Origin of the sequence: Flavobacterium salilacus subsp. salilacus, assembly GCF_004634195.1 — a bacterium.
GTDB lineage: Bacteria > Bacteroidota > Bacteroidia > Flavobacteriales > Flavobacteriaceae > Flavobacterium > Flavobacterium salilacus.
The window spans coordinates 398,471-417,904 of record NZ_SKBP01000001.1; the positions used below are offsets into that span (position 1 = coordinate 398,471).

Genomic DNA, 19,434 nt, shown 5'->3' on the forward strand with positions numbered 1-19,434 from the left:
TATGAAGGAAATTTGGAAATTTTTAACGCTAATCTTTCAAAAAGTTTATATTGCGTTTTAATCCTTCAAATTTTGTTCTCTTTACAGCCGAATTTTTAAACACAGCCCGAAAAGTATCTTCGGTAATTTCTTCCCAGTCTTTCTTTGTCATCGCCAATAAATCGGGGTGCGGATTGAAGAGCGGTTCGTTATGCGATTTGGAAAAACGGTTCCAGGGGCATACATCCTGGCATACATCGCAGCCAAAAGCCCAGTCGTCAAACTTACCTTTCATTTCCTGCGGTAGGTTGTCTTTTAGCTCAATAGTAAAATAAGATATGCATTTACTGCCATCTACTACATAGGGTTCGACTATTGCCTGTGTGGGGCAGGCATCTATACAGGCGGTACAGGTACCGCAATGGTCGGTAGTAACAGTATCATACTCCAACTCAATATCCACAATTAATTCAGCAATAAAGAAGAAAGAGCCTACTTGTTTACTAAGCAGGTTACTGTGCTTACCCATCCAGCCCAGTCCGCTTTTGGCAGCCCAAGCCTTATCGAGCACGGGAGCAGAATCTACAAAAGCCCTGCCTCCTACTTCGCCAATGGTTTCCTGTATGGAGTATAGTAATTCTTTTAGTTTATGCTTTATTACAAAATGGTAGTCCTGCCCGTAGGCATATTTGGATATTTTATAGGTATTGTCAATCTGGGTTTGTTCGGGGTAATAATTAAGTAGCAGAGATATTACACTTTTAGCATCATCTACAAGCAGGGTTGGGTTAAGGCGTTTATCGAAATGGTTTTCCATATACTGCATCTGCCCGTGCTTGTTTTCATTAAGCCATTTTTCCAGTCGGGGAGCTTCTTCTTCCAGAAATCCGGCTTTGGATATTCCGCATGACAAAAAGCCGAGGCGTTTGGCTTCGGCTTTTATAAAGCTAGAATATTTTTTACTATATCCGACTTGCAATTTTTCGTAAATTTGAGTTAACTATTAATATTTTCTGCATTAGAAATCTTCAATATCAGCACCGAATTCCTGACAAATTGAATGTAGGTCATAACATATTTGAACAAATAATTCAGGAATAACCCATTCATCACATTCATTAATTGACACTTTGCCTTCCATCTCATCTAATCCTTGCATAATTCCATCTGTCATATCAGTAAATGAATCTAAAGCTATCATAAATATTTTTATTAAATCATAAATTGAAGGCTCAAAAGTAATTTGGTGGGCAAATTTATTCCTTACCTGATTTATTAATAGCAATGTTTCTTTCTGCCCTTCACTTATGTATTCCAGACCATAAACAAGATGAATTAGTTTAAAATGGTTTAATCCTTCTGCAAAATCTAGTAATTTTGGCTGAGCTAGTTCTATTATTTTTTTTAATAAAAATTCAACTGCTAAATGTCCTTTTACAAAGCTAGATAACAGAGTATTATCTCCTACTGTTTCTTCATAAAGGTCAGTAAAATTTTGGATTTTTGATTTATCTTTCATTAACTTCAAATTCTAGGTTTCTATTTAAATAAATATTATAAAAAATGTAAATACGAATGTAAGAATAGAAACTATTTCTAAAGTCAAATAGCTAATCAAAAAGACTTTGACCACCCGCTTTTATCTTACCTAAGTGTTTGTATGCTTTTTCGGTTACTTCTCTACCGCGTGGCGTACGCATTATAAAACCTTCCTGTATTAAAAAGGGTTCGTAAACTTCCTCTATTGTTTCACCACTTTCAGATACTGCTGTGGCAAGGGTTGAAAGCCCAACCGGCCCTCCCTTAAACTTATCTATAATGGTAGAGAGTATCTTGTTATCCATTTCATCAAGACCGTGCGCATCTACATGTAGTGCTTTTAGCGAATAGCGCGCTATTTCGATATCTATCTTGCCGTTGCCTTTTATTTGGGCAAAATCGCGCACTCGGCGTAACAGTGCATTAGCTATACGAGGCGTGCCCCTGCTGCGTCCTGCAATTTCTATGGCTGCCTCCATAGTAATGGGCATTTTTAATATTGCCGAGCTTCGCTGTACAATAGTAGTCAATAACTCGGTAGTATAATATTGTAACCTGCTGGAAATACCAAAACGCGCACGCATGGGTGCTGTTAGCAACCCTGATCGGGTGGTTGCCCCTACCAGCGTAAACGGGTTTAAATTTATTTGTACAGAACGTGCATTAGGTCCTGACTCTATCATAATGTCGATACGAAAATCCTCCATAGCCGAATACAGGTATTCTTCTACGATAGGACTAAGCCGATGAATTTCGTCTATAAACAAAATATCCCTGTCGTCAAGGTTGGTTAGCAATCCGGCAAGGTCACCGGGTTTGTCCAATACTGGTCCTGAGGTTATCTTGATACCCACACCAAGCTCATTGGCAAGAATATTTGCCAATGTGGTTTTACCCAAACCGGGAGGACCATGAAACAGCGTATGATCTAACGCTTCATCTCTTAAATTTGCCGCTTTTACAAATATCTGCAGGTTTTCGAGTACCTGATCTTGACCCGTAAAATCGTCAAACGAGAGCGGTCTGAGCTTTTTTTCAAGATCAAGTTCCTCCGCATTATAATTACTGTTAGTAGGATCTAAATTTTCGTTCATAGTGCAAATATACTTGAAAACGGGTAATTACATCTTGTAACCTTCGGTCAGTATGTCATACCATTCAGGATGGTTATTTATATACTTCCCCACATACGAACACAATGGTACTACGGCAAGGTTATTATCTTTAGCATACTGCATAGCCATCCCTACCAGCCTGGGTGCTGCACCTGTACCTCTCAATTCGTCAGGAGCTTCGGTATGGGTCATAAATATTTTATTGCCTTCCGTGTAATACTCTAAAAAAGCAATATGATCTCCTACTGCAAGTTCAAATTGATTTTGAGCTTCATTTACCGTAAAAACAGTTTCTGACTTATTATCCATATTTGTTTATCTTATCCTATAAAGATACTGTTTTGGTTGCAAATAAAAAGCCTCTCCGTTTTTGGAAAGGCTTTTTGATATTATGTAAAAGCGATTGTATTAATGATGTAATTGCTCTTCGCCATCTTTCATTGGTATATTTTGAGGTACAAAATCCTCATCATGTCCCGGTTTACTGTAGTCATAAGGCCATCTGTAAACTTCCGGTATTTCGCCCGGCCAGTTACCATGCATGTGTTCTACAGGAGCAGTCCACTCCAGTGTGTTAGACCTCCATGGGTTCATAGGAGCTTTTTTACCTCTAAAGATACTGTAGAAGAAATTCCACAGGAATACTAATTGGAATGCCGCACCTATAATGGCAAACATTGTAATCAGTACGTTTACGTCTTGTAAGTCATCAAACAGCGGGAATGCCGTGTTTGTATAATAACGCCTTGGTAAACCTGCCATACCTATAAAGTGCATCGGGAAGAAAACACCATAGGCACATACTGCTGTTACCCAGAAGTGAATATAACCAAGATTTTTATTCATCATTCTACCAAACATTCTTGGGAACCAGTGATAAATACCGGCAAACATACCGTATAATGCAGAGATACCCATTACTAAGTGGAAGTGAGCTACAACAAAGTAAGTATCGTGAACATTAATATCCAGCGTACTGTCGCCAAGTATAATACCTGTAAGACCTCCCGTTATGAATGTAGATACAAGACCTATAGAGAACAACATTGCAGGGTTAAGCTGCAGGTTACCCCTCCATAAGGTAGTGATATAGTTAAACGCTTTTACAGCCGACGGGATAGCAATTAATAATGTTGTAAAGGTAAATACTGAACCAAGGAACGGATTCATACCTGAGATAAACATGTGGTGACCCCAAACGATTGTAGAAAGGAATGCAATAGCTAATATGGAAGCAATCATGGCACGGTAACCAAAGATAGGCTTACGTGAATTGGTTGCAATAATTTCTGACGTGATACCCAATGCAGGAAGTAATACAATATATACTTCGGGGTGACCAAGGAACCAGAAAAGGTGTTCGAACAATACCGGCGAGCCTCCTTGATAATGCAATACCTCACCGGCAATGAATATATCTGAAAGGAAGAACGAGGTTCCGAAACTTCTGTCAAATATAAGCAGTAATGCTGCCGATAATAGTACAGGGAATGACAGGATACCTATTACCGCAGTAATAAAGAATGCCCATATTGTTAACGGTAGTCTTGTCATAGACATACCTTTTGTTCTCAGGTTAATAACTGTAACAACGTAGTTAAGAGAACCCATTAGTGACGAGGCAATGAATATTGCCATAGACACTAACCAAAGTGTCATACCCGCACCTGAACCTCCTATTGCCTGCGGCAATGCACTTAATGGCGGATAGATAGTCCATCCTGCAGATGCAGGACCTGCCTCAACAAAAAGCGATATTACCATTATTACTGATGATATGAAAAACAACCAGTAAGAAATCATATTCATAAAGCCGGATGCCATATCGCGTGCTCCAATTTGTAACGGAATAAGAAGGTTACTGAATGTACCGCTCAAACCTGCCGTTAGTACAAAGAATACCATTATGGTACCGTGTATGGTAACCAGCGCCAAATAAATATCATTACGCATAACCCCGTTAGGAGCAAAGTTATCACCCAAAAGAACCTTAAAAATTGTAAAAGATTCTTCGGGCCAAGCAAGTTGCATACGGAATAATATTGACATCATAATACCAATAATACCCATTATAATACCTGTAATAAGGTATTGCTTGGCAATCATCTTATGATCAATACTAAAGATATATTTTGTGATAAAAGTATCTTTATGGTGATGATCGTGAGCATCGTGATGATCGTGTTCTCCGTGTGTTTCGTGTCCTACTGCTGACATATTCTTTTAATTTGAAATATATTAAAAAAGATTATTTTCTTATCTGTTTTGTGCTACCGCTGTTGAATCTACGGTTGCTTTTATGGTGTCCTGATCTATATTATTTGCAGGATCAGCCATAGGTACTTCAACCTCGTGTGGCTCATCACCTGCTTGAGATTCTTTTACAGCAACACCAAGCGTTTTTTTCTCACTAAGCCACTTGTTAAAATCAGCTTCGTTATCTACAACTACTTTCATCTGCATATTGTAGTGCGATGCACCACATATTTTGTTGCATAACAGTAAATAATCAAAAGTATAAGGATCAAGTGCATTTCCTCCTTTTGCTATAAGATCGGCACTCTTTTTTGATCTGATATTGTTAATATTAGATACTTTATCCATAATAGCAGGATCTAATCGCATCTCGTCAGTTGTAATTGTAGGTGTAAAACCGAACTGTGTAACCATACCCGGCACAACATTCATTTGCGCTCTAAAGTGAGGGAAGTATGCAGAGTGCAATACATCCTGAGAGCGGAATTTAAATATAACTTTTTTGCCTTTTGGTAAGTGTAACTCAGTAGCAGTGATATCATCTTGTGCATTCGGGTCAGACATATCTACACCCATAGTATTAATACCCTCTATATACCTGATGTTAGCTTTACCAAGCACACCGTCTTCTCCGGCATAACGTACTTCCCAACCAAATTGCTTAGCATACACTTCAACATACAATGCTTCTTCTTTATCATCATCGATAAACATAATGTTAGTCCAAGCATATAATCCGTATAATATAAGACCCGCTAATACAACAACCGGTATAATAGTCCATATAAACTCAAGCTTATCATTATCTGCATAGTAATAGGCTGTATTGTCCTTTTTTCCTCTGTATTTGAAAGCAAAGTAATGTAACAGGAATTGTGTAATGGTTTGTACAATAAAAATAAGCCACATAGAGATAGCCATCAGGTTATCATATTGCGGACCATGTTCTGAAGCCGGAGTTCCTAAAACAAGGTGTCCCCACTTAACCATAGAATAAATTGTAAAAATATAGATGAAGCCCAAAAAGCCAAACATCAGATAACCATTAACATTATTATCTCTGTCATTAGCAACCTCTGTATTCTCTTCACGAACTGTAGCTCCTAACTGAGTAAGGTGGAATATTTTAGTTAATTGCCATATTGCAATGCCTAATAAAACTAAAACTGCAATTATCAATAAACTCGTCATTTGTTTATTTCTTTAAATATTAATAATGAAAATGCTTACTCTCTTCTATTAACGGATTACGTTTTGCTAAAAGAGGCGCTTTGGTTAAGGTTGTAAATACAACAAATATAAATAATCCTAAAAACAGCAATACAGATCCTATTTCGCCTGCACCAATAAACCATCTGTCACCCACCGTAGCCGGCATAATCATATTGAAGAAATCAATATAATGTCCGCACAGGATAACAATACCTGCCATAACTATAATCCAAGAAAGACGTTTAAAGTCAGTATTAATCAATATCAGTACAGGAAACAAAAAGTTCATGGCAAGCATCCCGAAAAACGGAAGATTATAATCCTCTATACGTGTTTTAAAATATACAACCTCTTCGGGTATATCAGCATACCACATAAGCATAAACTGAGAGAACCACAGGTACGTCCAGAAAATACTGATACCGAACATAAATTTTGCCAAATCGTGTATATGGCTTGTATTAACATACTCAAGGTAGCCTTTTCCTTTAAGGTAAACGGTTATTAAAGCAATAGCAGTAATACCGCTTACAAAGAAACTTGCAAATACATACCACCCGAATAGTGTACTGTACCAGTGCGGATCAACCGACATAATCCAGTCCCAAGACATAATGGATTCTGAAATAATAAAGAATACTAAGAATGTGGCAGATGCCTTAAAGTTTTTCTTATAGTGGGTATTATCATTGGCATCATCTTGCAATAATGAGTTTTTTCTTGAGTATTGACGATACCATATCCAGCCTCCCATAAAAATCGCTGCCCTTATAAGGAAGAAAGGTCCGTTTAAGTATCCCGATTTAGCTTGTATCAAATGATCGTGCGCTACAACATCTTCATCCATCCAGATGAATATGTGGTGCATATCCAAAACACCTAAAACCAACAATATAAATACTATAATTGCACCGGGCACTAAGTAACTGGAAATACTTTCCATAACCCTGAACAATACAGGAGACCATCCTGCCTGTGCAGCATTTTGTATTGCGTAGAACGTTAAAGCGCCAAGTGATATCAACATAAAGAACAAAGCTGCGATATATAGTGCTGACCAAGGCTTGTTTTGCAACTGATGCAACACATGCTCTAAATGCTCCTGGTGTTCATCATGAGCAGCATGAGCGTCATCTGCACCTGCATGATGGTCGGCTTCAGCGTGAGCATCATTACCGTGATTTGCATGAGAAGCTGCTGCTTCATCATGACTAACGGCATGATGACCATGCGCGTCTTCACCATGTGCATTACCGGCATCATGATGGGCTGCACCATGACCACCGTGTGCGTTTTCCGCCGCCAAAATTTTCTCTACGTCTTCAACGGTTTTTGGTGCAGTCAAAAAACTATAGCCTATACCAAGAATACCCAAGGCAATCAGGACAAAGGAAAAAGTTTTTAATCTACTTGAAAATGTGTACATATTATATGCTTTCAGTGTTCTACAATTATAATTCGCTCTTTAATTTCAGCACGTAGTGGGCAACTTGCCAACGCTCCTCTTGAGAAAGCTGATTAGCATGCGATCCCATTGAGTTTAAACCGTATGTTACTACATGATAAATACTACCTTCGGTAATTACCCTGTCTTTATAGTTAGGTACACCAAGAAACTTTTCTCTCTCTACAAGTTTTCCTTTACCGTCGCCTTTATCACCATGACAAATGGAACAGTATATCGTGTATAGCTCTGTAGCTCTTGGAAGATCTATAGATGCTGAATCAAGCGGCGATATCAGATTAGCCTTAGCAAGCTCATATCCCTCATTCGTATTTTCATATTCATAAGGCGTAAAACCTCTTGGTATAGAACCTTGCGCAGGAAACTGACCTTCTTTTCCATTTTGGAAAGCGGAAGACTCACCATACGTTTCATAAGATATTGGCTCATACATATCCGGGAAATACTGGTAATTAGGCTTCGACTTGTTAAAGCACGCGGTAAATACCGATGCTACAATTACCAATAATGCAATTTTATATAACGCTTTCATAATCTGTTAATGCTTTTCAATTACTTTTACTTCTACAGCTCCCGTATTCTCAAAGAATGAAATTAACTTATCTACATCTCCGTGAGCAGCAACTTCCATTAAGAAATGATCATCTGTGGTTCTTACATCAGGATTTTCGGCATCTTTAAATGGCCATAATTTACTTCTCAAATAAAAGGTAATAACCATTAAGTGAGCAGCAAAAAACACTGTCATCTCAAACATTACCGGTACAAAAGCCGGCATATTTTCTATATAACTAAAACTTGGTTTACCTCCAATATCCTGAGGCCAGTCTATAATCATCATGTAGCGCATCATTGTTGTTGCTACACTTAAACCAACCAAACCATATAAGAAAGAAGCAATAGCTATTCTTGTAGGTGCAAGCCCCATGGCTTTGTCCAATCCGTGTACAGGAAATGGGGTGTAAACCTCTTCAATGTGATGATGCGCAGCACGTGTTTGTTTTACTGCATCCATCAGGATATCATCATCATTGTATAAAACATGTATAACTTTATTACTCATGATCTCTTAATGATTATGTTCTGAATGTGAATGATTGTCGTTTCCGTGTTCTTGTTCTCTCTTCTTCTTATAGTTTTCGCTCGAAGTTTTCATTATCGACTTAACCTCTGCCTGTGCTATTACAGGGAAACTTCTTGAGTAAAGCAAGAACAACACAAAGAAGAAACCAATAGTACCAATAAAGAAACCGGCATCTACAAAAGTAGGCTGGAACATTGTCCATGATGATGGCAGGTAATCTCTGTGCAGCGAGGTAACGATAATTACAAAACGCTCAAACCACATACCTATGTTTACAACTATAGAGATAATAAACGAAGCCATAATACTGGTTCTGATTTTCTTAACCCACATTACCTGCGGAGAAACCACGTTACAAGTCATCATCAATAAATAGGACCACCAGTAAGGACCTGTTGCTCTGTTAAGGAAAGCATATTGTTCATACTCCACACCCGAATACCAAGCGATGAAAAGCTCTGTAATATAGGCACAGCCTACGATTGAACCTGTAATCATGATAATGATATTCATCAACTCTATATGTTGTACTGTAATGTAAGCCTCAAGGTGAGATACTTTTCTCATAATGATAAGCAGGGTGTTAACCATTGCAAATCCTGAGAAGATTGCTCCCGCAACAAAGTATGGCGGAAGAATTGTAGTGTGCCATCCCGGTATTACCGATGTGGCAAAGTCAAACGATACGATGGTATGTACAGAAAGTACCAGTGGCGTAGCTAAACCTGCAAGTACAAGAGATACCTCTTCAAAACGCTGCCAGTCTTTAGCTCTTCCGCTCCATCCGAAACTTAGTATAGAATAAACTCTTTTTGTAAAAGGAGTAATTGCTCTGTCGCGCAGCATTGCAAAGTCAGGAAGCAAACCTGTCCACCAAAACACTAACGATACCGAAAGATAGGTAGAGATTGCAAATACGTCCCAAAGCAGTGGTGAGTTGAAGTTTACCCAAAGCGAACCGAACTGGTTAGGTATTGGCATTACCCAGTAAGCTAACCAAGGACGCCCCATGTGGAATACAGGGAACATTGCTGCCTGTATTACCGAGAAAATTGTCATTGCTTCAGCGGAACGGTTAATTGCCATTCTCCATTTTTGGCGGAATAATAATAGTACGGCAGAGATTAGTGTACCTGCGTGACCGATACCTACCCACCAAACAAAGTTGGTAATATCCCATGCCCAACCTACAGTTTTATTAGATCCCCATGTTCCAATACCTGTTCCTACAGTATAGGCAACACAACCAACACCCCAAAGGAAAGCGGCAAGCGCAATAGAGAATGCAATCCACCATTGCCTGTTAGCCCTGCCTTCCACCGGTCTTGCAACATCAACTGTTACATCGTGATAATTTTTGTCACCTATAATTAAAGGTTTTCTAATGGGTGCTTCGTAATGAGACGACATATCCTTTATCTTGTTTCTTAATTAATATTAATTTTTAGGTATTCCTTACTTTAACTTGGTAGAATACATTTGGCTTAGTACCTATATGCTCCAGAAGGTGATACATTCTTTCATCTTCTTTAAGCTTAACGACTGTATCCTCTTCATTGTTAATATCTCCAAATACCATAGCTCCTGAGCCACATGCTTCGGTACAAGCTGTATAGAACTCGTCTTTTCTTACAGGACGACCCTCTCTCTTAGCGGTAAGTATAGTAGCCTGTGTCATTTGGATACATAGCGAACATTTCTCCATAACACCTCGTGAACGAACATTTACATCAGGGTTAAGCACCATACGTCCTAAATCATCGTTCATATGATAATCGAATTCCTCATTCTTGTTATATAAGAACCAGTTGAAACGACGCACTTTGTACGGACAGTTGTTAGCACAGTAACGAGTACCCACACAACGATTATAAGCCATATGGTTTTGTCCTTGACGGCTATGTGATGTTGCAGCTACCGGACAAACGGTTTCACATGGTGCATGGTTACAGTGCTGACAGAATACGGGCTGGAATGCTACCTGCGGATTCTCTGCCGGATCTTCCATTTGATCAAAAGTGCTGATTGAGTCTAAAAGACCCGAAGCGCTTTCTTTCAATTCAACATCTCCTGCAAAAGTATCCTCAGATGAGTAATACCTGTCAATACGCAACCAGTGCATATCACGGCTTCTTCTTACTTCTGATTTACCTACTACCGGTACATTATTCTCTGCATGACATGCTATAACACATGCCCCGCAACCTGTACAAGCGTTAAGGTCTATAGAAAGGTTAAAGTGATGCCCTGTAGTCCTGTCAAAAGATGTCCAAAGATCTACAGATGTAGCAGGAACTTCTTTATGATCTAAAGATACCACAGGCACTTCATTCCATACAGAAGCGTCTTTATCGTTAAATTCAGTAAGAGTAGTTTCTTTTATAATATCGCCTCTACCCATTAATGTTTTGTGTAGCTGTACACAGGCAAACTCATGATCGCCTGATGTTTTAGTAAGTTTTACTGACTGTAGCGAATTGAAGTTGTTGTATAATGTATATGCATTTACACCCACCTTCATTTCTTCTTTCATAGCAGCCGTACGACCGTATCCTAAAGAAAGTCCTACAGTACCTTTTGCCTGACCCGGCTGTACAATAACAGGAACATTCTCCAGTTTTTTACCATTTACTTCAAGTGTTACGATACTACCGTTCATACCACCATTAGCAACATTATAATTTTCAAGGTCAAGCCTTTCAGCATCCGCTTTAGAAACTGTCACATAGTTATCCCATGATACTCTTGTGATAGGATCCGGAAATTCTTGTAACCATGGGTTGTTAGCCTGCTGACCGTCACCCATACCAACTTTGGTATAAAGCACCAGTTCTAAATCGCCTGCTTTTTTAGCTCCTGCAAGTCTTGATGCCGCACCGCCAAAATCAGCAGGGGCAGCAGTAGCTACAGCGGTAGCAGCTTCATCACGGTGTACACCATCGTGCACCATCTGATTCCACGTTTTTCCTGTACCTTCAGAATTATGAGAGGCTTTAAGATAATCGTAATACGATTGTGGATTGCCAGACCATAGTAGTAATGAGTCTTGCAACTGTCTTGTTTTAAATAACGGACGTATAGTAGGCTGTGTAATACTATAATATCCTTTTGCCATGCTTACATCTCCCCAAGATTCTAAGTAATGGGGCGCAGCAGCAGCTATAGTAGTAAGGGAAGCCGTTTCATCTTCTTTCATAGAAAAGGCTACCGAGAATTTTACTTTTTTAAGTCCATCTACAAAATCAGCACTGTTTGGCAGTGTATATACCGGGTTAACACCACTCATTATAAGTGTATCAACCGTACCGGCTTTCATATCCTGTACCAGTTGCGCTACCGCTTTAGCATCACCCTTTCTTACAAGGCGTGCTCCGGCAGGATTAAATGCCTCTGATTGTAATGCATTGTTTATGGCTAATACTAATAATTGGGCATTTACATCATCAAGACCTGAAACTAAAACGCCTTTAGAACCGGCAGATTTTAATTGCTGTGCCGCTTTAGCAACTGCTTCTTTATTAGTAAATGCAGGTACACTTACCGACATACCCATTACAGCATTGTATAGCGTTACAAGCGCATATTTTTGTTCGGTTACTGTCATGGGGATACGCTTATCAGCGTTAGCACCACTTAGCGACATGTTAGATTCTATTTGTATATGCTTAGACATTTTACCGTTTTTTGGTATTCGTCCTTCTGCATATCCTGTATCGCAGCCACCGCCCTGCCAGTCGCCAAGAAAATCAGCTCCTACAGAAACGATAACATCCGCTTTAGAAAAATCATAATCAGCAAGTGCTCTTTCGCCATATACAGTTTCAAAAGCATCTAATGCTTCTGATGCAGAAACAGCATCATAAACTACATGCTTAAAGTTGCTGTAACGTGCTCCGAACTCAGCTATTATTTTATCTGTAGAGGGGCTAGCCATAGTGTTGGTTAACAATACTACCTGACCTCCCGAAGATGCAGCTTTAGCCAAGCCTGCTTTTACCTTAGCATCAACTTCTTCCCATGATGCAGGCTTACCCTGTACCATTGGCTCTTTTAAACGCATACTGTCATATAATGAAAGTACCGATGCATAAACCCTTGCATTAGGTTTTATTTTAGAACCGGGAAGGTTGTTATTCTCTACTTTAATAGGTCTTCCCTCGCGGGTTTTAACCAAAATATTTGCAAAATCGAAACCATCCGCTACAGTAGTTGCATAATAATCTGCAACTCCCGGAATAATTTCTTCCGGTTGAACTACATAAGGAATAGACTTAATAACCGGACCTTCGCAAGCTGCCAATGATGCAGCAGCAGTACTGAATCCAACATATTTTAAAAAGTCACGACGGCTTGTTGATGAAGACGACAAAGTTTCTTTATCACCAAGAAATTCATCAGTCGGAATCTCTTCAACAAACTCATTGTTTCTCAGCGTCTCAACAATAGAACTGTTTTCTTTCAGTTCCTCAACACTTTGCCAGTATTTTTTGTTTGATGCCATGTTATATATAGATATTAGCTTCTTAAAAATTTATTAATAGTGACATTTACCACACTCAGTACCGCCCATATTGGCAGCCGTAAGTTTAACTACGCCATACTTTTTAGCAAGCTCATCGTGGATTTTTTCGTAGTATTCGTTGCCCTCAACTTTAACATTGGTTTCGCGGTGACAGTTGATACACCAACCCATAGTTAAAGGAGCGTCTTGTTTCATAATTTCGAATGTTTCTACAGGACCGTGACATTTTTGACATTCGATACCTGCTACAGAAACGTGTTGCGAGTGATTGAAGTAAACAAAATCAGGAAGGTTGTGTATTCTTACCCATTTAACAGGTTTTTGTTTACCTGTATATGATTGGGTTGTTTTATCCCAACCTACTGCATCATATAGCTTTTGTATCTCGGCAGTATAGAATTCTTTAGAGTAATCTACATAGGTAGAGTCTTTAGAACCTTGGAATTCGGCAATGTTTTTATGACAGTTCATACATACATTAAGGGATGGAATACCCGAGTGTTTGCTTACTCTTGCAGAAGAGTGGCAGTATTTACAATCTACGCCGTTTTCGCCGGCATGTATTTTATGAGAGAAGTGTATTGGTTGTATTGGCTCATATCCTTTATCTACCCCTATCTGCATCAGATAGCCATATAAAAAGTATGAAGAAGACAATAATAACAATATTACTGTAACCAAAACCAAAAACTGATTTTTGGCATAAGCTTTCCATAAAGATACTGATGGCTCATTTTCAGCAACATCAATACCGTTTGCCTCAGCAACTTTTCTTAATGTTTTATTTACCAGAATAAGCATAACGATAAGCACCAGTAATACCAGTACAAGCGCACCAAGAACCAATGTATTGTTTACACCATTATCAGAACCCGCACCGGAAGCAGCAACATCACCTGATGGAGGTGGTGGCACATCTGCTTTTGGCTGTGAGGTATAAGCCAGAATATCATCAATATCTTTATCTGATAATTGCGGAAATGCTGTCATTACAGAATTGTTATACTCTGCAAATAATTTTACAGCATAAGGATCGCCTGATTTTATTACCTCGCTACTGTTTTTTATCCATTTGTACAGCCAGGCACGATCTTGCCTGTCTGCCACTCCTCTTAATGCAGGACCTGTAGCCCTTGCGTCAAGTTTGTGACATGCGGCACATAATGAGTTAAAAAGTTCTTTACCTTTTGCCGGATCACCCGCACCGGCATCGGGAGCCGCTACGTCAGCAGGAGCTGCAGCCGCAGTATCCTGCGCAAATGAAGTGAAGGAAAAAGACAGCGAGAACGCCAGGCAGAACAATAAAATTCTTGAAAACGAAGTATGGTTACCCACTTTTTTCATATTAAAAATGATTATCGACTATTTTTGGTATAGTTTTTAAAGTATCGCAATAAAACGTTATACTTTTTTAAAAACTCCCACAAAAATACGACTTATGAATTATTCTCAAACCTTAAATAAATGTTAAGAACCAATTTATAACAATTCTAAATAAATCTTAAAAGATAAGATAAAATAATATGTTGTATTTTTGTGCCAAACCCCGTTCATTATGAGAATTTTAAAGATGAAGCACATTTTATTTGTAGTACTTTTCCTTGCCCTTTCGACAGGTAAATCATTTGCACAAAATGAAAAAGTGAGTATTGAGCAAGATGAAAAATTTATGGAACTTTTAAATGAAAAACGAAGGATAAATTCTTCGATAGTTGTTAACGATCGTTATAAAATACAGATATTTTATGGCGAAAATGCCAAAGCGAGAAAAACTCTTGCTGAATTTAAAAAAGAATTTCCTGATTTAGACGGTACGATTGTATATGAAAGCCCTACGTATAAAGTATGGACAGGGAGCTTCGGGACACGTATTGATGCGGAGAGAATGCTGGAAAAAATAAGAGAAAAATATCCTTATGCATTATTGATAAAGCCCAATAAGTAGGCTTCTATATAGGTTTCGATTAAGATCCAAATTGTATAAAGCACAAAAAAAGCCCGTTTGTTATAACAAACGGGCTTTTTTATAGTGTATCAAACTTTTATTTAAGCTTCTTTTTAACTTCTACTTCCTGATACGCTTCAATTACATCAAGCTGTTGCAGGTCGTTATAGTTCTTAATCTGGATACCACAGTCATATCCTTTAGATACTTCTTTCACATCGTCTTTAAAACGTTTTAGGGCTGCAAGTTCTCCGGTATAAATTACTACACCTTCACGAATAAGTCTAATTTTAGACCCTCTGTATATTTTACCATCGGTAACCATACATCCGGCAATAGTACCCACTTTTGATATCTTAAACAGCTCTCTTACTTCGGCAGTACCGGTAATTTCTTCTTTTAACTCAGGAGATAACATACCCTCCATTGCATCTTTAAGGTCATCAATAGCATCGTATATAATAGAGTAGTTCCTGATATCAATTTCTTCTCGATCGGCAAGCTGTCTTGCCGAAGCCGACGGACGAACATTAAATCCTATAATAATAGCATCTGATGCCGAAGCAAGCAATACGTCAGATTCAGTAATTGCACCTACACCTTTATGTATAATGTTGATTTGAATTTCTTCGGTAGATAGTTTCGAGAACGAGTCGGATAATGCCTCAACAGATCCGTCCACATCACCTTTAAGAATGATATTAAGCTCTTTAAACTGACCAAGGGCAATTCTTCTGCCTATCTCATCAAGTGTAATATGGCGTTGTGTTCTTACCGATTGTTCGCGTATTAACTGTGTACGTTTTGCAGCAATTTGTTTTGCCTCTTTTTCATCTTCAAACACGGTAAATTTATCGCCGGCAGTTGGTGCACCATCAAGTCCCAATATGGATATTGGTGTAGATGGTCCTGCTATCTTAATATTATGACCGCGCTCGTCATGCATTGCCTTTACTTTACCATGGTGCTTACCGGCAAGTACATAATCGCCCAGCTTTAATGTACCGCCTTGTACTAATACTGTAGCAACATAACCACGACCTTTGTCCAGGAAAGCCTCTACTACAGTACCCATTGCATGTTTGTTAGGGTTGGCCTTCAAGTCTAATATCTCTGCTTCGAGTAATACTTTTTCCAAAAGGTCTTTTACACCCAAACCTGTTTTTGCAGAAATGTCGTGCGATTGTATTTTACCGCCCCAATCTTCTACCAAAAGGTTCATTCCTGCAAGCTTTTCTTTTATCTTCTCCGGATTTGCCGTTGGCTTATCCACTTTATTTATAGCAAATATAATAGGTACGCCCGCAGCTTGTGCGTGGTTGATAGCCTCTTTGGTTTGTGGCATGATGTCATCGTCTGCCGCTATTACAATAATAGCAATATCCGTTACTTGTGCACCACGCGCACGCATTGCGGTAAACGCCTCGTGACCCGGTGTATCTAAAAATGCTATTTTCTGACCGTTATCAAGCGTTACACCATAAGCACCTATGTGCTGTGTAATTCCTCCTGATTCTCCTGCAATTACATTTTCTTTACGGATATAATCCAGCAACGATGTTTTACCATGATCTACGTGTCCCATTACCGTAACAATGGGTGCTCTGAACATTAAATCTTCTTCTCTGTCTTCTACAACTTCCATCGATTCTTCGATATCAGTTGTTATAAATTCTACTTCATAGCCAAATTCGTCAGCAACTATACTAAGTGTTTCCGCATCCAGCCTTTGGTTCATGGTTACCATGATACCAAGCGACATACATGCCGATATAACTTTGGTAATCGGTACATCCATCATGGTAGCAATTTCACCTACGGTAACAAACTCGGTAACTTTAATAGTTTTACTGCCTTCAGTAAGCATACGCTGCTCATCGTCTGATTTTTGACGGTGGCTGTCTCGTTTATCTCTTCTGTATTTTGCCGCTTTGGATTTGCTTCCTTTACCTTGCAACTTCTCGAGCGTTTCACGGATTTGGTTTTTAACTTCTTCTTCTGTAGGCTCTACTTTAGCAACAATAGCGGGGCGCTTGCCTGGAGTTAGTTTACCTCCTCCTCCGGCAGGTCGGTTTCCTCCTTGTTGTTGCCCTCCGGGTCGGTTTCCTCCTTGTCCCTGTCCTTGAACTTTAGGAGTAATTCTTTTCCTTTTATTCTTGTTATTGTTGTTATTATTAGCGCCTTGATTGGGTCTTGCGGTATCGGCTTTTTTCGGTTCTTCTTTTTTCTTTTTCGGTTTTTGAAACTGAGAAAGATCTATAGTTTGACCTGTAAAAGTTGTTCCTGAAAGTTTTTGGTATTGTGTTTTTATTCTTTCATCCTGCTGCACCTGTTCTGGTGTAGGTTGCTGTTTAGGCTGTATTTTTGCATTAGGATTAGCAGCAGGGCGTATTAGTTTTGACTGTCTTGCTTCGGGCTGTACAGCATCCTTAGCGGTATTTTCATCTGCAGAGGCTGCTTTTGGCATTTCAGGTTTTTTATCCTCCGTTTCCGGTGCCTCTGCGGGTTTTGATTCCGGTGCCTTTGGTTCTTCCGCTTTTGGCGAAGCAGCTACTTTAGGCTCCTCGCTTTTTGGCTCTTCCGCTTTTGGGGCTTCTGTTTTTGTCTGTTCCGGTTTTTCAGGAGTATTATCTGATGAAGTCTCTTGAGCTTTTTTAGGATTAAGGTCTATTTTACCAACCGCTACCGGTCCTGACAGCGTAGTTTTGGCTTTGATAACTTCATGCCTTTGCTTTTCTTCCTCTTGCTTTCTTTTCTCCTCCATCTCGCGTTCTCTCACAATACGCAACGCTTCCTTCTCCTTCCTTTTCTCTTCACTCACCTCAAGAGATGCCTCTTTCTTACCTTTATCAGCAGAGAATTGATTGTAAAGGGCATTACGTTCATCGCCGGATATCTTGGCATTAGGGCTCGCATCTATAGTATAGCCCTTATCCTTAAGATATTCCACTGCTCTATCCAGCGAAATATTTAATTCCCTTAAAACTTTATTTATTCTTATCGCTCTTTCTTCAGACATACAATCTTTTTAATATTATCTTCTTTGTTGTGGTGTTTATATATTAAACTTATTCTTCAAATTCTTCTTTAAGTATTCTCATTACTTCAAGTACAGTTTCCTCTTCAAGATCGGTTCTTCTGACAAGATCCTGAACGTCCTGATTTAGTATACTTCTTGCTGTATCAAGTCCTATTTTTGCAAACTCCTCAATAATCCAGCTATCAATTTCATCCGAAAACTCTGTTAATTCAACATCCTCGTCTTCTACAGGGCTTCCTTCTCTGATAACGTCAAGCTCATAACCGGTTAAAAAACCTGCCAGTTTTATATTATGACCGCCCCTGCCTATGGCTTTGGAAACTTCTTCAAGTTTCAGGAATACTTCGGCTCTTTTGCTTTCTTCATCTATTTTAATCGATGATATTTTTGCAGGGCTTAAAGCTCTTGTTATATAGAGCTGTGTGTTTGATGTATAGTTGATAACATCTATATTTTCATTACCAAGCTCTCGTACTATACCATGAATACGCGATCCCTTCATACCAACACATGCTCCAACAGGATCTATCCTGTCATCATACGAATCTACAGCTACCTTTGCTTTTTCTCCGGGTATTCTTACTACTTTTTTAACGGTAATAAGACCATCAAACACCTCCGGTATTTCCTGTTCAAACAGTTTCTCAAGGAATAGTTCGGATGTTCTGGACATTATAATTTGTGGTTTATTACCCTTCAGTTCAACACTTTCTATAATACCTCGAACGTTATCGCCTTTCCTGAAAAAGTCTGACGGAATTTGCTTTTCTTTCGGCAATACAATTTCGTTGCCTTCATCATCCACCAAAATTACAGCTTTTGGGCGAACATGATGCACTTCAGCGGTATAAATATCGCCGATAATGTCTTTAAATTGCTTATAAAGGTTGGTGTTATCGTGCTCATGTATCTTAGATATAAGGTTTTGACGTAATGCTAATATAGCTCTTCGACCAAGTTGTATCAATTTTACTTCTTCCGATACATCTTCGCCTACTTCAAAATCGGGTTCTATCTTACGGGCTTCGGTTAAAGATATTTCCTGGTTAGGATCCTCAACTTCACCATCGGCAACTACTATCCTGTTTCTCCAAATCTCCATATCCCCTTTATCAGGGTTGATAATTATATCAAAATTATCGTCAGAGCCGTACTTCTTTTTTAAGGCATTCCTAAATACATCCTCAAGTATCGCCATAAGCGTAACACGATCTATTAGTTTATCATCCTTAAATTCCGAAAACGATTCGATTAATGCGATATTCTCCATACCAACT

General features: G+C 39.0%; 15 protein-coding genes. 1 reads left to right on the top strand and 14 read right to left on the bottom strand.

What is annotated here, in order from left to right:
* Window positions 1–28: 28 nt before the first annotated feature.
* From queG to E0W68_RS01965, 12 genes are all read right to left on the bottom strand, one after another.
* Complete coding sequence (queG, locus tag E0W68_RS01910) at window positions 29–958, bottom strand: tRNA epoxyqueuosine(34) reductase QueG (RefSeq protein WP_135217712.1); 930 nt, start codon at window positions 956–958, stop codon at window positions 29–31.
* Window positions 959–997: 39 nt separating this feature from the next.
* On the bottom strand, window positions 998–1,498 hold the full coding sequence (locus E0W68_RS01915) for a hypothetical protein (RefSeq protein ID WP_135217713.1): 501 nt from the start codon (window positions 1,496–1,498) through the stop codon (window positions 998–1,000).
* A gap of 91 nt (window positions 1,499–1,589) precedes the next feature.
* Window positions 1,590–2,612: a Holliday junction branch migration DNA helicase RuvB gene (ruvB, locus tag E0W68_RS01920; protein ID WP_135217714.1), complete on the bottom strand. Its 1,023-nt coding sequence runs from the start codon at window positions 2,610–2,612 to the stop codon at window positions 1,590–1,592.
* A 27-nt stretch (window positions 2,613–2,639) separates the two neighbouring features.
* A complete protein-coding gene (locus E0W68_RS01925; protein ID WP_135217715.1) occupies window positions 2,640–2,942 on the bottom strand; it encodes a GNAT family N-acetyltransferase in 303 nt (100 codons plus the stop codon).
* 99 nt (window positions 2,943–3,041) lie between these two features.
* Window positions 3,042–4,850 (bottom strand): cytochrome c oxidase subunit I, encoded by a 1,809-nt coding sequence (locus E0W68_RS01930; RefSeq protein ID WP_135217716.1) that lies wholly within the window; start codon window positions 4,848–4,850, stop codon window positions 3,042–3,044.
* A gap of 39 nt (window positions 4,851–4,889) precedes the next feature.
* Entirely contained in the window at window positions 4,890–6,080 is a 1,191-nt protein-coding gene (locus tag E0W68_RS01935; protein ID WP_135217717.1) for a cytochrome c oxidase subunit II, read from the bottom strand.
* Window positions 6,081–6,099: 19 nt separating this feature from the next.
* A complete protein-coding gene (locus E0W68_RS01940) occupies window positions 6,100–7,527 on the bottom strand; it encodes a quinol:cytochrome C oxidoreductase (RefSeq protein WP_135217718.1) in 1,428 nt (475 codons plus the stop codon).
* A 25-nt stretch (window positions 7,528–7,552) separates the two neighbouring features.
* Window positions 7,553–8,098, bottom strand: a complete 546-nt coding sequence (locus E0W68_RS01945) for a c-type cytochrome (protein WP_135217719.1) — start codon at window positions 8,096–8,098, stop codon at window positions 7,553–7,555.
* A gap of 6 nt (window positions 8,099–8,104) precedes the next feature.
* Window positions 8,105–8,629: a DUF3341 domain-containing protein gene (locus tag E0W68_RS01950; protein WP_135217720.1), complete on the bottom strand. Its 525-nt coding sequence runs from the start codon at window positions 8,627–8,629 to the stop codon at window positions 8,105–8,107.
* Window positions 8,630–8,635: 6 nt separating this feature from the next.
* Complete coding sequence (nrfD, locus tag E0W68_RS01955) at window positions 8,636–10,060, bottom strand: NrfD/PsrC family molybdoenzyme membrane anchor subunit (protein WP_135217721.1); 1,425 nt, start codon at window positions 10,058–10,060, stop codon at window positions 8,636–8,638.
* Window positions 10,061–10,094: 34 nt separating this feature from the next.
* Complete coding sequence (locus E0W68_RS01960) at window positions 10,095–13,151, bottom strand: TAT-variant-translocated molybdopterin oxidoreductase (protein ID WP_135217722.1); 3,057 nt, start codon at window positions 13,149–13,151, stop codon at window positions 10,095–10,097.
* Between the two features lie 33 nt (window positions 13,152–13,184).
* Complete coding sequence (locus E0W68_RS01965; protein WP_135217723.1) at window positions 13,185–14,516, bottom strand: c-type cytochrome; 1,332 nt, start codon at window positions 14,514–14,516, stop codon at window positions 13,185–13,187.
* 211 nt (window positions 14,517–14,727) lie between these two features.
* Here E0W68_RS01965 and E0W68_RS01970 point away from each other — a divergent pair, with 211 nt between their 5' ends.
* On the top strand, window positions 14,728–15,117 hold the full coding sequence (locus E0W68_RS01970) for an SPOR domain-containing protein (protein ID WP_135217724.1): 390 nt from the start codon (window positions 14,728–14,730) through the stop codon (window positions 15,115–15,117).
* Between the two features lie 97 nt (window positions 15,118–15,214).
* On the opposite strand, the gene infB is transcribed toward E0W68_RS01970, so the two are convergent.
* On the bottom strand, window positions 15,215–18,136 hold the full coding sequence (infB, locus tag E0W68_RS01975) for a translation initiation factor IF-2 (protein WP_135217725.1): 2,922 nt from the start codon (window positions 18,134–18,136) through the stop codon (window positions 15,215–15,217).
* Window positions 18,137–18,185: 49 nt separating this feature from the next.
* Window positions 18,186–19,427: a transcription termination factor NusA gene (gene nusA / locus E0W68_RS01980; protein WP_135217726.1), complete on the bottom strand. Its 1,242-nt coding sequence runs from the start codon at window positions 19,425–19,427 to the stop codon at window positions 18,186–18,188.
* Window positions 19,428–19,434: the final 7 nt, after the last annotated feature.